This window comes from Neisseria elongata subsp. elongata, from assembly GCF_900113545.1.
GTDB classification, from domain to species: domain Bacteria; phylum Pseudomonadota; class Gammaproteobacteria; order Burkholderiales; family Neisseriaceae; genus Neisseria; species Neisseria elongata.
Window position 1 is genome coordinate 24,889 of the sequence record NZ_FOPS01000015.1, and the last position, 15,464, is coordinate 40,352.

The 15,464-nt window shown below is 53.3% G+C and carries 15 protein-coding genes and 1 tRNA gene; 5 read left to right on the plus strand and 11 right to left on the minus strand.

Annotated elements, in window-relative coordinates; genetic code table 11:
* Nucleotides 1-103: 103 nt before the first annotated feature.
* Nucleotides 104-1,003, plus strand: a complete 900-nt coding sequence (rarD, locus tag BM261_RS11020; RefSeq protein ID WP_074898269.1) for an EamA family transporter RarD — start codon at nt 104-106, stop codon at nt 1,001-1,003.
* 28 nt (nt 1,004-1,031) lie between these two features.
* Here the strand turns inward: rarD and BM261_RS11025 are convergent, their stop codons facing one another.
* Nucleotides 1,032-1,652, minus strand: coding sequence for a hypothetical protein (locus tag BM261_RS11025; RefSeq protein WP_074898271.1), 621 nt, complete (start codon nt 1,650-1,652; stop codon nt 1,032-1,034).
* A 56-nt stretch (nt 1,653-1,708) separates the two neighbouring features.
* Entirely contained in the window at nt 1,709-2,038 is a 330-nt protein-coding gene (gene cyaY, locus BM261_RS11030) for an iron donor protein CyaY (RefSeq protein WP_074898274.1), read from the minus strand.
* 56 nt (nt 2,039-2,094) lie between these two features.
* Between cyaY and lptM the strand changes: the two genes are divergently transcribed.
* Complete coding sequence (gene lptM, locus BM261_RS11035) at nt 2,095-2,265, plus strand: LPS translocon maturation chaperone LptM (protein WP_003775659.1); 171 nt, start codon at nt 2,095-2,097, stop codon at nt 2,263-2,265.
* Nucleotides 2,266-3,486 carry a diaminopimelate decarboxylase gene (lysA, locus tag BM261_RS11040; protein WP_074898277.1) on the plus strand — a complete coding sequence of 407 codons (1,221 nt, stop codon included), beginning with the start codon at nt 2,266-2,268 and terminating at the stop codon, nt 3,484-3,486.
* A 137-nt stretch (nt 3,487-3,623) separates the two neighbouring features.
* Here the strand turns inward: lysA and BM261_RS11045 are convergent.
* Both BM261_RS11045 and BM261_RS11050 read right to left on the minus strand, forming a co-directional pair.
* A tRNA-Arg gene (locus BM261_RS11045) sits at nt 3,624-3,698 on the minus strand.
* A 37-nt stretch (nt 3,699-3,735) separates the two neighbouring features.
* The gene (locus BM261_RS11050) at nt 3,736-4,710 is read right to left on the minus strand and encodes a polyprenyl synthetase family protein (protein WP_074898280.1); all 975 of its coding nucleotides are present in this window, start codon (nt 4,708-4,710) and stop codon (nt 3,736-3,738) included.
* 215 nt (nt 4,711-4,925) lie between these two features.
* Here BM261_RS11050 and rplU point away from each other — a divergent pair, with 215 nt between their 5' ends.
* Both rplU and rpmA read left to right on the plus strand, forming a co-directional pair.
* The gene (gene rplU, locus BM261_RS11055; RefSeq protein ID WP_107854342.1) at nt 4,926-5,234 is read left to right on the plus strand and encodes a 50S ribosomal protein L21; all 309 of its coding nucleotides are present in this window, start codon (nt 4,926-4,928) and stop codon (nt 5,232-5,234) included.
* A gap of 25 nt (nt 5,235-5,259) precedes the next feature.
* The gene (gene rpmA, locus BM261_RS11060) at nt 5,260-5,532 is read left to right on the plus strand and encodes a 50S ribosomal protein L27 (protein ID WP_003775649.1); all 273 of its coding nucleotides are present in this window, start codon (nt 5,260-5,262) and stop codon (nt 5,530-5,532) included.
* A 444-nt stretch (nt 5,533-5,976) separates the two neighbouring features.
* Here rpmA and BM261_RS12950 read toward each other — a convergent pair whose 3' ends face one another.
* The 7 genes from BM261_RS12950 to BM261_RS11105 all read right to left on the minus strand — a co-directional run.
* Nucleotides 5,977-6,093, minus strand: a complete 117-nt coding sequence (locus tag BM261_RS12950) for an SWIM zinc finger family protein (RefSeq protein ID WP_240317844.1) — start codon at nt 6,091-6,093, stop codon at nt 5,977-5,979.
* 307 nt (nt 6,094-6,400) lie between these two features.
* Nucleotides 6,401-8,038, minus strand: a complete 1,638-nt coding sequence (locus BM261_RS11070) for an NAD-dependent malic enzyme (RefSeq protein WP_074898285.1) — start codon at nt 8,036-8,038, stop codon at nt 6,401-6,403.
* 341 nt (nt 8,039-8,379) lie between these two features.
* Complete coding sequence (locus BM261_RS12955) at nt 8,380-12,423, minus strand: GNAT family N-acetyltransferase (RefSeq protein ID WP_083426686.1); 4,044 nt, start codon at nt 12,421-12,423, stop codon at nt 8,380-8,382.
* A gap of 306 nt (nt 12,424-12,729) precedes the next feature.
* Nucleotides 12,730-13,233 carry a phosphatidylglycerophosphatase A family protein gene (locus tag BM261_RS11090; protein ID WP_074898288.1) on the minus strand — a complete coding sequence of 168 codons (504 nt, stop codon included), beginning with the start codon at nt 13,231-13,233 and terminating at the stop codon, nt 12,730-12,732.
* A 161-nt stretch (nt 13,234-13,394) separates the two neighbouring features.
* Nucleotides 13,395-13,799 (minus strand): murein L,D-transpeptidase, encoded by a 405-nt coding sequence (locus tag BM261_RS11095; protein WP_234403766.1) that lies wholly within the window; start codon nt 13,797-13,799, stop codon nt 13,395-13,397.
* 33 nt (nt 13,800-13,832) lie between these two features.
* Nucleotides 13,833-14,348, minus strand: coding sequence for an outer membrane protein assembly factor BamE (locus tag BM261_RS11100; RefSeq protein ID WP_049249833.1), 516 nt, complete (start codon nt 14,346-14,348; stop codon nt 13,833-13,835).
* A 72-nt stretch (nt 14,349-14,420) separates the two neighbouring features.
* Nucleotides 14,421-15,464 (minus strand): YadA family autotransporter adhesin (locus BM261_RS11105; RefSeq protein WP_256205714.1); only part of this gene is annotated, 1,044 nt, incomplete at its 5' end.

Genomic DNA, 15,464 nt, shown 5'->3' on the forward strand with positions numbered 1-15,464 from the left:
CCTTTCCGTAACCTTGTATAATTTGCGTTGCAACCTTCCTTCAAACCTGCGCCATAGCGGATGAAGCCCAATCCGCCGTCATTGGCCGCACTCCGGATAATTCATGAATCACTCTGCCGACGAAACACGCAAAGGCCTGTTCTACGCCCTCGGCTGCTATGCTATTTGGGGGCTTTTCCCGCTTTACTGGTATCCGCTCAACCACGCCCCCATCGGCGCAGACCAACTGTTGGCGCAGCGCATTGTATGGTCGGCGGCGTTTGCCGTTTTGTTTTTGGCATTCAGCAGACAGAAAGCCGATTTCTTCCGCGCATGGGGGCAGCCGAAAACCATCGCCTTGTTTGCCGTCAGCGCGTTTTGCATCGCCATGAACTGGTTGATTTACCTTTGGGCGATTACCAACGGTCATGTATTGGATGCCAGCTTGGGTTATTTTGTCTCACCGTTGTTCAACATCCTGCTCGGCCGGCTGGTGTTTGGCGAAAAACTCAACCGCCGTCAGGCCGCCGCCGTCGTATTGGCCGTGGTCGGCATCCTCTGGCTGGCCGTACCCGTCGGACAAATCCCCTGGGTCGCCCTCCTGCTCACCTTCAGCTTCGGCCTCTACGGGTTGGTGCGCAAACTCGCCCCGTTGGGCGCATTGCCGGGCTTGGTATTGGAAACCCTCCTGATGCTGCCTTTTGCCGCCGCCTATCTGCTGTATGCCGGCCGGCACGGCGGTTTGGTTTTTGCCGAGTTGAACCTGCTGCAAACCGCCCTGCTGGTCGGCTCCGGCATCGCCACCACCGTACCGCTCATCCTGTTTGCCTCTGCCGCACGGCGCATCCCGCTGTCCACCTTGGGCGTCATCCAATACGGTTCGCCCACGCTCCAGCTTCTGCTGGGCTTGGTGCTGTTCGGCGAATCCTTCGATACCGGCCGCCTCATCGGCTACGGCTGGGTATGGCTGGGGGTGGCGCTGTATTTCTCAGGCATTCTGCAAACAGGCAAAAAGGCCGTCTGAAAAGTTTTCAGACGGCCTCTCTTTACAATTAAGTCGATGTGGAACGCTGCGGCTTCAACAGCAAGATGCTGAGTATCACCCAACACACACCGACTAAAACCAAAATACCGACCATACGCTTCAAAATCAGTATGCCCCGCTTTACCGACCACTCGGCATAAGCCTGCCATTCGGCAAACTGTAAAACCGTTTCACTGCCGTTGTCGTCGTAGGCAATCTTAGTCAGCACGCTTTCATGATTCGTAACGCGGTACAATTCGGCATAACGCAGCGGCAGAATTTCTTCAGACGGCCTTTCGGCATTGTAGCGGCACAAAGGCGTATCGTAATATCCGGTGCACGGTAAAACCTTCCATTCCGGCGGCTCGACGTCGGCCAGACAGGAAACATCGTCCGCCCGGCAGGACGGGGTTTGCACAACGGCCTTTTCCGGCAGGCGCAAAGAAACCGACACCGTGGCGGAATCGTTTTCCTCATCGTAAAACTGCTCCCTACGCAATACCGTATTCTCATAACGTTCGACGATACCCAGCGGCCGGCCGTCGGCATATACGTCGCGCAATCCGAACCATTGCCCCAAAACAGTAACGGCCAGGGCAAAACCGCCCAGCAAGGTAAACAGCCAAATGGCGGGGGCGGGCAACTTCATAGCCAACCGCTCCGAGGCCGTCTGAAAAACAACGGGAGCAACCGCAACATCCCGTTTCAGCCCTCAAACGGCTCGATGGAGGCCGTTTCGCCGCACGCCGCCGACAAAGCCTCGGATAAAACGGCGAAAAATTCCCGACCGTCGCGCGTAGCCAGCCATCGGCCGCCCTGCTCCGCAAAATGATAGCCGCCGCTTTTGGCTGCAATCCACAATTCCTGATTCGGCGTATGGCGGTTGACGATAATCTGCGTACCGTCGTCTGCCTCTATGGTTAAAACATTGCCGCTGCGCTGGCAGTCGAAATCCAAACCCTGCTCGTCGATTTGGTCTTCAATATAGGCAAACAGGCCGTCTGAATGCTGCAAAAATTCGCTTTCGGTCATCATGATCGGTTAGATTGGGTTAAAATGGCGCATCTTGCCATATTCAAAGCAAAAAAACCATGAAAACACCTTTCACGGCCGCCGTCGCAGCCGCCTTACTGCTCTCCGCCTGCGGCTTCAAAGGCAGCCTCTACCTGCCGAAAGAGTCCGACAAAGCCAAATTCGGTGCGGTGCAAACCGGCCTGCAACTCGAAAACCAACCCATCACCATCCAACCGGAAGCCGAATAAATGTCCCTCCACTGCGAAAACATCAGCTACACGGAACTGGCCGAACGCTTCGGCACACCTTTATATGTGTACAGCCAAGCCGAACTTGATTCGGCCTTCGCCCGTTATCAAACCGCCTTTGCCGCACTCGACCCCTTAATCTGTTATGCCGTCAAAGCCAACGGCAACCTGAGCGTCATCCGCCGTTTCGCCGAACTGGGCAGCGGTTTCGACATCGTATCCGGCGGCGAACTCGCGCGCGTCTTGGCGGCGGGCGGACGGGCGGAAAAAACCATTTTTTCCGGCGTGGGCAAAAGCGCGGCGGAAATCGAATTCGCTCTGAAATCAGGCATCAAATGTCTCAACGTCGAAAGCCTGCCCGAACTCGACCGCATCAACGAAATAGCAGGCCGTCTGAAAACCGCCGCCCCCGTCTCCCTGCGCATCAACCCCGATGTGGACGCACAAACCCACCCCTATATCTCCACCGGCCTGAAAGCCAACAAATTCGGCATCGCCATGGAAGATGCCGAACGCGCCTACCTGCACGCCGCATCCCTGCCGCACCTGAACATCATCGGCATAGACTGCCACATCGGCTCCCAACTCATCAAACTCGAACCGCTGGTTGAAGCCTGCGAACGCCTGTTACCGCTCATCGACAAGCTGGCCGCACATGGAATCGGCTTGCAGCACATCGACTTAGGCGGCGGCGTCGGCATCCTCTATCAAAACGAAGAAACGCCCGATTTGACCGCCTACGCCGCAGCCGTGCAAAAACTCTTGGGCGGCCGCAGCCTGAAACTGATTTTGGAACCCGGCCGCAGCCTGGTCGGCAATGCGGGCGCACTGCTGACCCGAGTAGAATTCGTCAAACAAAACGGCGACAAAAACTTCGTCGTCGTCGATGCCGCCATGAACGACCTGATGCGCCCGGCCCTCTATCAGGCCTACCACCATATTGAAAACGCCGAACCAAGTCCTGTTGCGCCGTTTGCTGCCGACATCGTCGGCCCGATTTGCGAAACCGGCGACTTCCTGGCTAAAGACCGCATGATTTCGGCACAGGCAGGCGATTTACTGGTCGTCCGAAGCGCGGGCGCATACGCTTCCAGCATGGCGGGCAACTACAACACCCGCCCGCGCGCGGCCGAAGTATTGGTAACCGGCAGCGAAGCCAAAATCGTCCGCCGCCGCGAAACATTGGAAGAAATGCTGGCCAACGAACGGGATTGCCTGTAACCCTGTCTGACAGATTCACTTAATTTGCCAGTCCGGCCGTGAAACACACCATCACGCGAAAAGGCCGTCTGAAAACCGAAAATGGCTTTCAGACGGCCTTTTTGATATTGGAAACGGAAACCCGCTTCCGAAAATCATGGCCCCGCCGACAGGAATCGAACCTGTATTTTACGCTTAGGAGGCATACGTTCTATCCGTTGAACTACGGCGAGGACTTAAAACTTAGAAAACAAAGCACAACGCTTAAATTTACATCACCCTGGCTACCGACACTTCCGCCAGCTGGCGCATGGCGCGGGTAGCCTCGTTATCGGGCAGCACATCCAAACAGGCTGCCGCTTTGCCCGCCGCCGCCTTCGCCTGTTCGATACAATAAGACAGCGCGTCGGATGCGGCCACATGGGCATGAATTTTTTCAAAATAATTGCGATCGGCATTTTGCAGTGCGGCGCGCACATCCGCCGCCGCCTCCTGACTGCCTTGGTTCATCAGATAAATCAACGGCAACGTCGGCTTGCCTTCGGCCAAATCATCGCCGACATTTTTGCCTATTTGTTCGGGATCGCCGGAATAGTCCAGCACATCGTCAATGATCTGGAAGGCCGTGCCGACATACATACCGTAATCCCGCAACGCGGCCTCCTGCCCTGCCGAAGCACCCGCCAAAATAGCGCCAACCTGCGCCGCCGCTTCAAACAACTTGGCAGTTTTATATTGGATAACTTGCAGATACTGCGCCTCGGTAATATCGATATTGCCGATATTCATCAGCTGCATCACTTCGCCTTCGGCAATAATATTGGTCGCATCGGCCATCACTTCCAAAATCTTCATGCTGCCGGAGCCGACCATCAACTGGAACGCGCGGGTATAAAGGAAGTCGCCCACCAATACGGCGGCTGCATTACCGAATAAATTGTTTGCCGTTTTCCGTCCGCGCCGCAGCTCGCTTTCGTCCACCACATCATCATGCAGCAGGGTAGACGTATGGATGAACTCCACCATCGCCGCCAACGAATACAGGCCGTCGTTATCGCAACCCAACGCCCTGCCGGACAAAATGGTAATTACCGGCCGCAGCCGCTTACCGCCCGCACTGATAATATAAGTACCGATTTGGGAAATCAGTGCCACTTCCGACTGCACCGCCCGATTGATAACCACATCGACACGGCCTAAATCGGCTGCTAAATTTTGTTGGAAATAGGGCAGGTTTTCAAGCATGACGGACTCGGCACGACAGACGGTTTTACAGAAAAACAAGCCCGTGATTATAGCATCAAAGGCCGTCTGAAAAAACACCGCAAACATCCCGCATCTCCGCCCGCATACCAAAACGCCGCCAAAGCTTGACAAAACAGCCCCTTAGCAATAGAATGCCCCGTTTCGCGCATGGTGCGCGGAATTTTCTTTAAACCAAAATCCTTATGGAGTTGAGTATGTACGCGGTCGTAAAAACCGGCGGCAAACAATATAAAGTTTCCGTTGGCGAAAAATTGAAAGTAGAACAGATACCTGCCGAACTCGACAGCCAAATCGAACTGACCGAAGTTCTGATGATTGCTGACGGCGAGTCTGTAAAAGTAGGCGCTCCCTTTATCGAGGGCGCGAAAGTAACGGCAAAAGTAGTTGCCCACGGTCGCGGCGAAAAAATCCGCATCTTCAAAATGCGCCGCCGCAAACACTACCAAAAACGCCAAGGCCACCGCCAGAATTTCACCCAAATCGAAATCGTGGCAATCGCCTAATTTTTAAAACTTAGGAGTATTACAAATGGCAAGTAAAAAAGCAGGCGGTAGCACCCGCAACGGTCGCGATTCAGAAGCCAAACGCTTGGGCGTAAAAGCCTACGGCAACGAACTGATTCCCGCAGGTTCCATCATCGTCCGCCAACGCGGCACCAAATTCCACGCCGGCGACAACGTAGGCATGGGCAAAGACCACACCCTGTTCGCCAAAGTGGACGGCTATGTTGAATTCGCGGTTAAAGGCCGTCTGAACCGCAAAACCGTCAGCGTCCGCCCCTACACCGGCGCAGAAGAATAAACAGACGTTTATCCTAACGCAACCAAAAGCCCGCCTTATCAGGCGGGTTTTTATATTTGGCATGACCTCTCCCCTTTCAATTCAACTGCCCGACAAGCAACGATGCCATCAGCAAAGGTAAACAGAATGAGACCATATCAACCAATACACAATGCACCTGATGAAGTGAAAACAATAACACCAATCTTGATGGATTAGATTTGTGATACCCGAACAAAAGGCCGTCTGAAAGATTCCATAGGGATGTTTCAGACGGCCTCTATCATTGGAATAAAAACTACAGCTTACTGAACCCCAAATCGGCGGCTTCATGGCAATCATAATATCCGGGTTCGGGAAAAGATTTTAGAGAGTTGCTGCCAATACGGATTGCCGCCCTTTTTAGGCTGTTGCGTGTCGGGTTTGTCAGGCTGCTCGTCCGGCGTTTGGGCGCGCACCACGGTATCACAACGCCGCCATATGCTTGCACGCACCGCCATAAGGACAATCGCAGCCCCCGTCCTTAATGTGCAAATCACTATCCAGCTTCAGCCATACCGAATAGTTTTCCGAACCGAACACCTCCGCCCGATAACGCCCGGCGGAAGTTTTTTGGACATCGCGAACCTTGCCCTGCTGGAAATACAGCAGTCCGCGTTCGGCGATGTGGGGCGGAAATAGGCGGGGTAGGTAGATACCAGATATGGTTTGCTTCCAATAAGTTGTTGAAACATGGGGAGTTTACTAGTTCGGGCGACGTTTGGGGAGAGGGTGGTGGGAAGATTTGTTTAGCAAAAGGGCAAGAGGTCGTCTGAAAATTTGGTTTCAGACGACCTTTTAGGTGCTTGAAAGGAGACGATAATTTATTTGGAATGCAATGATTGGATAATCAGCGGTATACAGGCTGCCACATCACATCCTGCACGGCCTGTACCCAGTTTTCAGGCTGTTTGGTCGCTACACTGTCCTTGACCGCCTGTTTCGCCACGGCAACTGCCACGGTAGCGGATGACGCGCGCAGGTTGTCCACTGGCGGCAGCAGGGATGCGCCTGTATCTTGCGGGTTCACTTGTGATGCTACGGCTTCGGCGGCGGCAAGTAGCATACCATCGGTAACTTCTTTCGCGCCAGAAACGATAACGCCCAAGCCCAGGCCTGGATAAAGCATGGCGTTGTTGGCTTGTCCAATGTGGTAGTTCACGCTTTTATAAGGAACGGGCGGAACGGGTATGCCGACGGAAATTAACGCTTTACCGTCCGACCATTGAACCGCGTCGGCAGGCATGACTTCGATTTTCTCCGTCGGATTGGACAGCGGCAGCAAAATAGGTCGTTCAACGCCCGCACACAGGGCTTTTACCACATCTTCAGTAAACGCGCCGTGATCGGTGGATGTGCCGATTAAAATGGTCGGTTTGACCTGTTTGACCACTTCCAACAAGCCGATTTTTCCATCGTTTTTCGTCCAGGAGGCAACTTCGGCAGCGGGGCGGGCGTATTCCTGCTGATAATCCGGCAGATTCGGCATATCGTCGGTAACCAAGCCATTGATGTCTATCAGCCATACGCGTTTCTTGGCTTCTTCGCGGGAGAGTCCGTCGCGCTGCATGGCCGCGCTGATTTGGTCTGCCATGCCTGTTCCCGCCGTACCCGCTCCATAAACAACCAAACGCTGTTCGGCAAAATCCTGTTTGGTTACTTTCAAACCCGAAAACACGGCCGCCATGACAATTGCGCCCGTGCCCTGCATATCGTCGTTGAAAATACGGTAGCGTTCGCGGTTTTCCACCAAAATGCGGCGCGCGTTGGACGGGCCAAAATCTTCAAAGTGCAGCAATGCATTCGGGAACAGCTCTGCCGCTGTTTTCAAGTATGCAGCAATCAGTGCGTCGTAGCGTTCGCCGCGCACGCGGGCGTGGCGGTTGCCGAGGTAGGCGGGGTCGTTGAGCAAGGCTTCGTTGTCTGTACCAACATCAAGATTGACGGCAATGGTGCGCGCTGGATCGATGCCTGCGGCAGCGGTGTAAACCGCCAGTTTGCCGACGGAAATATCCGTACCATTCACGCCCCAGTCGCCGATGCCGAGTATTTCTTCCGCGTCCGACACCACAATCAAATCCACATCGTCCGCACCCAGCCCCAAAGATTCAAGGGATTCGCGAATGGCTTCGGGGTGGTTGATATCCAAATACACCGCGCGCGAACGGCGGTAGTCACGGCTCCATTTCTTAATTGCTTCGCCTACGGTCGGGTCGTACACAATCGGCAGCATCTCCGCCAAATGGTCGGTCAGCAGTTTGTAATACAGCACTTCGTTGCGGTTGTGCAGCTGGTCGAGAAAAATATATTTTTCAATATTTTCGGCATATGAAGCGTATTGGCGGTAGGCGCGTACGGCTTGTTGGTCAAGCGTTTCCACCGCTGCGGGCAGGCGGCCGATTAGGCCGTATTTCTTACGCTCTTCAACGGTAAACGCCGTGTCTTTGTTGGTCAGCGGGTTTTGCAGGATTTCAGGGATGTCGCTCATGATGCAGTCTCCTATGAGGTGAGGTGGTTGGGGAATTCCCAATTCATTTTATACTCAATTTCATAAATTAGTAAACAGATGAAAAATAAAGCGGAATAACGTACTTGGATATGAGAATACAGGTAAGCAATGACAAATCAGGTAAAAGAATATGAAAAAACGGTTGAATTTTTTGTACTCAAAATTACGTCTTACTTTCTGAAAACAAGAAAGGGGGTGCAGGCTGCTTTGGAATTGGTTAAAAAGGATAGTAGTTAGAAAGACCACATTCCATGCATTATTTTTTGAAATATAAAATTTAAATGTTTAAGGCTACCTGAAAATTTTCAGGTAGCCTTCATTTATTTCAACCTCTCCCACTCCTTCAACAACCTCTTCACCGACACCGGATACGGCGTCTTCAACTCCTGTGCAAACAGCGACACTCTCAATTCTTCAATCATCCATTTAAACGCGGCGAGGTCGTCTGAAACGGGTAGTCCTTGTTTCACTAAGCCGTCGGTTTTTTCCTGCCACATCTGTTCCAATTCTTGAATATCGGCTTCGCGGGCTGCGTCGCAGGCGGGGTTGCCGCTGTATTTTTCAAGGCGCAGGGTCATGGCTTTGAGGTAGATGGGCAGGCGCGGCCATTGTGCCCATGGAGTATGGCTGGCAAAGCCGGCAGCGAGTAGGGTTTGCAGGCGTTGGCGCAGGAGGTGGGTGAGCGGGTGTTTGCCGAGTTTGCCGTTCAGTTCGGCGTAGGCAGCGGCGGTTTCCTGCAGGTAGCGGCTGAGGGATTCTTTGACGGCGGGCAGGCGGCTGCGGGCGCGTTTGATTTGTTCTTTGAAGGCTTTTTCGTTGCGCGGCAGCTCGTCTTCGCCGATAAAGGCGCGGTCGCAGACGGCTTGGGTGAGGTCGTCGCGCAGGGTATCGGCGTTGATGTGTTTGAGCAACATGGCGGCTTGGGTGAAGCCTTGGATGCCTTTGTTCAGGTCTTTAACTTGTTCTTTTAGTTGTAGTTTCATGAGTTCGATGACGCCTAGCCTGTGGGCTTGTTCGGCGGCGGCAGATGTGTCGAACAGGCGCAGGGCGATGCGGCCGTCTTTTTCTTTTTGCAGGCCGAGGTAGCCGGTGAGCTGTTGTTTGCCGCGGGCGAATTTGATGGATTCGGGCAGGGTGCCGATGTCCCATGCGGTAACGTTGTCGCGCTCGAATTCTTGGGTGTTGTCGCGGAAGGTGGTGGCGGCAGCTTTGCCAAGTTGTTGTTTGATTTGGATTAAATCGCGCCCCATGGCTAATTCTTGCCCGCCGTCGTCGATGATGCGGAGGTTGAAATAGCAGTGTTCGGGCAGCCTGAACGCGGCCCATTCGTCTTGGTTGATTTGCTCCAGTATGCGGATGTCGCCTGCGGTTTTGGCGATGGCTTGGGCGAGCTGGGGCAGGATGGGGGCGTTGCGGTCGGGGTTTTGGCTTAAAAATTGGGTGATGAATTCGGGCACGGGCACGCAGATGCGGCGGATTTGTTTGGGCAGTATTTTGATTTGTAACTGAATTTTTTCGCGTATCATGCCGGGCACGAGCCATTCGAGGGCGGCGGGGCTGATGCGGTTGAGGACGGTGAGCGGCAGGGTGAGGGTAACGCCGTCGAGCGGGTGGTGCGGCTCGAAGCGGTAGCTGAGTTTGAATTTGCCGTCTGCGGTTTGCCAGTGTTTGGGGAATTGTTCTTCGGTGATGTGCGCGGCGGCGTGCTGCATGAGGTCGTCGCGGCTGAGGAACAACAGGCGCGGGTTGTCGCGCTCGGCGGTTTTGAGCCAGGCTTGGAAGGTGCGGATGTCGGCGAGGGGTTTTTCAGACGGCGTTTGGGGTTTCAGGCTGCCTGAAAGGCGTGTAGGTCGGATACTCGTATCCGACGTTTGTGCAGCGTCAAAAGTTTTGTCGGATTCAAGAATCCGACCTACGGTTTCAGGCTGCTTTTGGGCATGGTTTGCCTGACGAACCATGCGGTAATTGGTCAAAACCAAGCCGTTGCGCGGGATTTGGTTTTCGTGTTGCCGCACAAAGCCTTGTTTTTGGAAAAATGCCGATGCGGCTTTGGACACGTCTGCCGTTATGGTTTTGCCGCTGTCTGCCGATGGCAAAACGGCATTCAGCAGCGCGGTGGCAATACCTTGCCGCTGGTGGCTCGGGTCGGTAAAGAGACAGTTTAGGTGGCTTTGTTCGGGCTGGTATTCAATAAAACCGAGCATGCGCCCGTTATGCGTTGCCACGCGGACATTACCGCCGTCAATGCGTTTTTGCCAGAAATCGGCATTGTCCGCGCCTTGCAGCCATGCGTTTTTTTCCTGCTCGCTGTAATGGCTGTTTGAAATATGTTTGACGGCGCGGCGGAATAATTCGGCAACGGCGGTGGCATCGCTAGTTGTGGCGGGGCGGATATGGGGTTTCAGGCTGCCTTTGAGGTCGTCTGAAACGCATGTAGGTCGGATTCTTGAATCCGACGTTTGTGCAGCGTCAAAAGTTTTGTCGGATTCAAGAATCCGACCTACGGTTTCAGGCTGCTTTTGGGCGTTTTGTTGGGTCGCGACCCAACCTACTTTGTTTTCAGACGGCGTTTGGGCTTCAGGTAGACGGCGCGACATGGCAATCAGGCGGGCTTCGCCGTCTTGTTCGGGTTCGTCGGTTTCGCCTGTTTCTTGGTAGCCGTTTTTCAGCCAGAAGGCGCGGCTTTGGGCGTTGCCTTCGGCGTAGCTTAGGATGATTTCGCGGTAGCCCAGCTCCGCCGCAACTGCCGCGAGTTTTTGCGCAATGGTGGTGCCGATGCCTGCGCCTTGGGCGGATTTGTCCACCATCAGCAAACCGAGCAACACGGTTTCTTTATCGGGATAGGCGAAGATGATTTCCAGCGCGGCTTTCAGGCTGCCTTGCTGCCAGAAGCCGATGAAATGTTTGTTTTCGCGACGGGCAGCGGGCGGCAGGGCGGCAAGGCTGCGGGTGAGTTTGTCGCGCGTGAGCGGCTCGCCCAAGTGGCGGTAGTAGTCGGGCTGGCTTTGGCACAGGGCGTAGAGCGCGTCTAGGTCGGCGGCGGTAAGGGCGCGGGCGGTGAAGCCCTGCGGCGCGAGACGGGCGGCGTGGAACGGGGTTTCAGGCTGCCTTTGGGCTTTCAGGCTGCCTGAAAGTTCGTTTGCGCCATACACTCCGCCATCGCCCGCAACAAACACCGTTTCAGGCAGCCTTTGGTTGTAAAACTCAAACAAAATCTCATCGTCCACCAACACATCTTGGCGGCGCGATTTGTGTTCCAGCTCGGCGACTTCGCGGATCAGTTTTTGGTTGTGCACGAAAAACGGCGCGTTGAAACTGCCCATTTCTTGGGCGACCAATGCGCTGCGGATAAAGATTTCACGGGCTTCGGCGGGGGCGATTCTGCCGTAGGCGACGGGGCGGCGCGGCAGCACGGTCAGGCCATAAAGCGTAACGCGTTCGCTGGCGACGACTTCGCCGCGCTTTTGCTCCCAATGCGGCTCAAAATAATGATATTTCACCAAATGCGGCGCTTCCTGCTCAATCCATTCGGGCTGAATCGCCGCCACATCGCGCGCGTACAGGCGCGTGGTTTCGGTAAGCTCCGCCGCCATCACCCATTTGGGCTTGGATTTGAACAGCGCGGACGCGGGAAACAGATGAAAACGGCTGCCGCGCGCGCCCGTGTAATCGTTGCCGTCGGGCGATTTCATGCCGACATTGGCAATCAGCCCCGTGAGCAGGGCGCGGTGGATTTGCTCGTAACTGGCTTCTTTGGCGGCGCGGCGCTCGGCGCGGGCGTGTTTTTTGGCGAGCTCTTTTTGTTTCAGGCGGGCGGCAAGGTCGGCGGATTGGCTTGTAGGTCGGATACTGGTATCCGACATTTGGGCGGCACGGTTTTTGTCGGGTTCAGGTCGTCTGAACGCGCTTTCCTTGTCGGTCAAACCCATCTCAATCACAATCTGCGCCAACTGCGCGTGCAGCTCGCGCCATTCGCGCATCCGCAGGTGCGACAGGAAATACTGATGACACCACGCCACCATCTGGCGGTTCGACAAACCCTTGTCGCGCTCGCGTTGGAAGCTGTCCCAAATATTCAGGTAGGCGAGAAAATCCGACTGCTTGTCGGCAAAACGCTCATGCGCCTTGGCGGCGGCATCACGCGCTTCCAGCGGCCGTTCGCGCGGGTCTTGAATCGACAGCGCGGACGCAATCACCAATATTTCCGCCATGCAGTCGTGCTTCTTCGCCGCCAACAAAATGCGCGCGATTTTCGGGTCGATGGGCAGGCGCGCCATTTGTTCGCCGAGTTTGGTCAGGCGGTAGCGGGGAATATTGAATGAACGGGATTGCAGGCCGTCTGAAAGAATTTGGGTCTCTTGCATGATGTGTTTCTGAAATAATGGTTTGAAATAACAGGCTGCTCAAACTTAGTGGCAATTACTTTTTAGGGTTTAGCGTGCGGAGGCATTGTAGGAATATCGTAGATTTTAGGCAATGGGCTTTCAGACGGCCTCCTATAAGCCCAGACGGCATTTGAAAAAGGAAATGCTGCCAGATGTGGAAATGACACTGAGTTGGCTGATCTGCCGTTATTTGAAATCCACCACCTGTTCAATCCAAAAGCCAACCGGAAAAATAAAAAGGAGCTGTCCCAAATAATCAGGACAACCCCCATTTTCTAAATCGATTTAGGCAAATAACCAATGCAGTGCTTGCACGACTAAGATGGCATAAATAGCGGCAATCGCATCATCAAGCATGACACCCAATCCGCCTTTAATCTGACTATCCGCCCATTTCACCGGCTGTGGTTTTAAGATATCAAACAGCCGAAATAATAAGAAGGAAAGTAACCACCAACCCAGCCCTTGCGGCACGCAGGATAATACAAGGAGCATGGCGACAAATTCGTCCCAAACAATGCCGTGATGATCATGTGTTCCCAATTCCCGGCTCAAAATATCGCAAATCCGAACCCCAAGCAAAAACAGGGCAGCCGCTACAATCAGCAATGTCAGATGACTCATGCCCATGCCGAACAACAGGCCGGCAACAAAAATGGCAGGCAAGGTACCCACAGTACCCGGAGCACTTTTCGTCAAGCCTGTACCAAATCCAAAACCTAAAATACGGACTACACGGGCCGTCATCCATGACCATGACGGGATGACGGCGTTTTGAGTTTGCGACATAGATATTCCTTCCGTAAAAAATGTTTTTCAGACGGCCTCATATACTCAATCTGCCGACAAACAATATTTTGAGTATTGAGGAAAACGACGCTTCCGATTATAACTTTTTCAAGCCGCAAGACAATGACTATGGACAATATTCGCTTCTTTAAATCATCTTTTTAGAGGATTTCGAGTACAAAATACGTTTTTAATTTTTCATACACCTCGTCATGAACATTGATACAGCCATTAGTCATAATTCGATCTGCAACCAACGGGGATCGAATGCGTTCCAATCGACGCTCTGACGGCTTCAACGTCCAAACACGGTGCAAGGCAAACAAAAAGTCTTTTTCTTGTTTGAAGCCAATCACGTCGCCGCCATAACCGGCCTTTTCCGTACTGTATAGCTGCAGGTCAAACCGGCCTTTGGGTGTCGTTTTCCCAATCAACACAGGATGGCATTCCCTTGTATCAGCAAAACACAATTCGGCTTTATCGGTATAGACAATTACTTTTTTACTTTGCATAAAAGTATCAATGCTGCCAGAAGCGGAAGCAGCAACGCTCGCCCCTGACAGCATTAACAAGCATAAAGCTTTTAACATCAAACTGACCTATTGCCGAATTTTCTGAGGAGCAGGCACTATCTCACGAATAATTACCTGAGGCTCAGCTTTGGGCTCTTTGGGAGGGCAAACCGCATCGGCCGGATAAACCGGATTCCAATGGAAACTCCGTGCAAATTTGTGCTTGTCATAAATAACTTTATATTGGCAAGTCGTAATATCTGGCACGCCCGATGTATTATCTGGATCAGTACCTACACCCGGAGTATAAAAATGGAACAAATAATCCCATTCGCGCACACCGTATAATCCTTCATCATAGTGAGGGCGGCCTAAGATTTTATACACATCATCCTTAGTCAAACCGGGACGCATTTTGTCTAACTCTGCCTGGGTAGGGAAAGTACCCCGGTTTTTATTAAATGTCAGTGAGTAAGGTTTCGGGAAAACCGGATTATCTGTTGTGCCGTCGGCAGTAATCTTACTTTTGGTTGCACAAGCAGACAGAAGGCAAACAGCTGCCAATGCAGCACCCGTTTTTAACCATGAAGTACTTATTTTCATATATTCATCCTTTCGATTGTCGATTTCAGACGGCCTCTTATCTTACTGCCGTCTGAAATCGATTTGATTAACTTACCACTGATAACCTACTGCTGCCGTAGCACCGTAGTGACCACGGGAGTTACCTGTTGCAGTACCTTTGACAATCCAGTTACCACCATCGGAAATAGTGGAATAACCAATTGCATAGCCACTTTCACCGCGATAAACGCTGCCACCGACAGCCATCATGCTCTTACCGGGCAGATAAGCCTGAGGCAAACCTGCAACTGCCATCGCAGCAGCAGTGCCGGCTTTGGCATCAGCAGCTACTTCATTAACTTTGTTGTTTAAAGCTGTGAAATTAGCTGTGTTTGCTCCGGTAATTGCACCTAGTGCTTGATTCAGCTGGCTGATATTAACCGCATCTGTACCGGCCGTACCCGCAGCAACATTGGTAATCTTGTTGCCGCCGTTGTTCAATCCGCCTGTGGTCAGGCTGACAGGATTGCCGGACGCCGGAGTGATGGTCACGCCGCTGCCGTTGGTAACGGTTTTGTTACCCGCCACATCGGTGGTGGTCACGCTGGTTACGTTCAGGTTCGGGTTCAACGCCAACTGTGCGCCGCCGGCTACGGTGGTGCTGGTGATGTTGCTGTCACCTTTCACGTTGATGGTATCGCCCAGCTGGTAGTTGTTGCTACCGGTAGTACCGCCGAAATTGATGCCTTTGGCGATGTTGGCCGCATTATTGGCAACATTCTGGTTCGTAGCATGCAGCTGGCTACCATTCACAGCTTCTTTGCTGCCTGCAGCAACAGTACCGTCAGCCACGTTACCCAAAGTAACCGGGCTGCCTGCCGTACCGCCTACCAGGTTCACCTTGTTGCTCGGAGTGCCGGTGGGGTTGCCTGATGCATCAGCATACGTCATCGGGGTATCAAACTTAACGGTAGTCACGCCATTGGCGCTCGTTACGTTGGCTACTGTACCTTGGCCGTTGGCAAAGTTAATGATGTCGCCGTGGGTAACGAAGTCTTTGTCCTGACCGTTACCTTGTACGGTAAAGCCGGAATTCAGTACGTCATTAACGGTAGCGGCATTGTTGCCCTTGCCTGCCAAATCGGTGCGGCTGTT